The organism is Mesorhizobium silamurunense, assembly GCF_014843905.1.
GTDB classification, from domain to species: Bacteria; Pseudomonadota; Alphaproteobacteria; order Rhizobiales; family Rhizobiaceae; genus Mesorhizobium; species Mesorhizobium silamurunense.
In genome coordinates this window covers 1-344 of record NZ_LPVS01000154.1, presented here as the reverse complement: position 1 = coordinate 344, position 344 = coordinate 1, and the positions used below count along the sequence as shown (strand labels likewise).

Here is a 344-nt window from a genome sequence, read left to right as displayed (position 1 = left end):
GGGATGCGCAAGGATGGATCGACCTTCCCGATGGAACTCGCCGTCGGCGAAATGCATCCGGGAACCGGCCGCTTCTTCACCGGCTTCTGCCGCGACCTGACGGAACGCCACAGAACGGAAGCCAGGATGCAGGAGCAGCAGCAGGAGCTGCTTCACATGGCAAGATTCACCGCGCTCGGCGAAATGGCCTCGACATTGGCGCATGAGATAAACCAGCCGCTGACAGCCATCACGAACTACCTCAAGGGCAGCCGCCGTCTCCTTGAGAAGAGCAAGGACGAGAATGCCGCCATGTTGCAGGAGGCTGTCGAGAAGGCTGCCGAGCAGGCCCTGCGCGCCGGCGA

At 62.5% G+C, this 344-nt stretch carries 1 protein-coding gene; it reads left to right on the top strand.

Going from position 1 to position 344, the window contains the following annotated elements; genetic code table 11:
• A partial coding sequence (locus AU465_RS32815; protein ID WP_192257137.1) for a PAS domain S-box protein occupies positions 1-344 on the top strand: 344 nt, incomplete at both ends.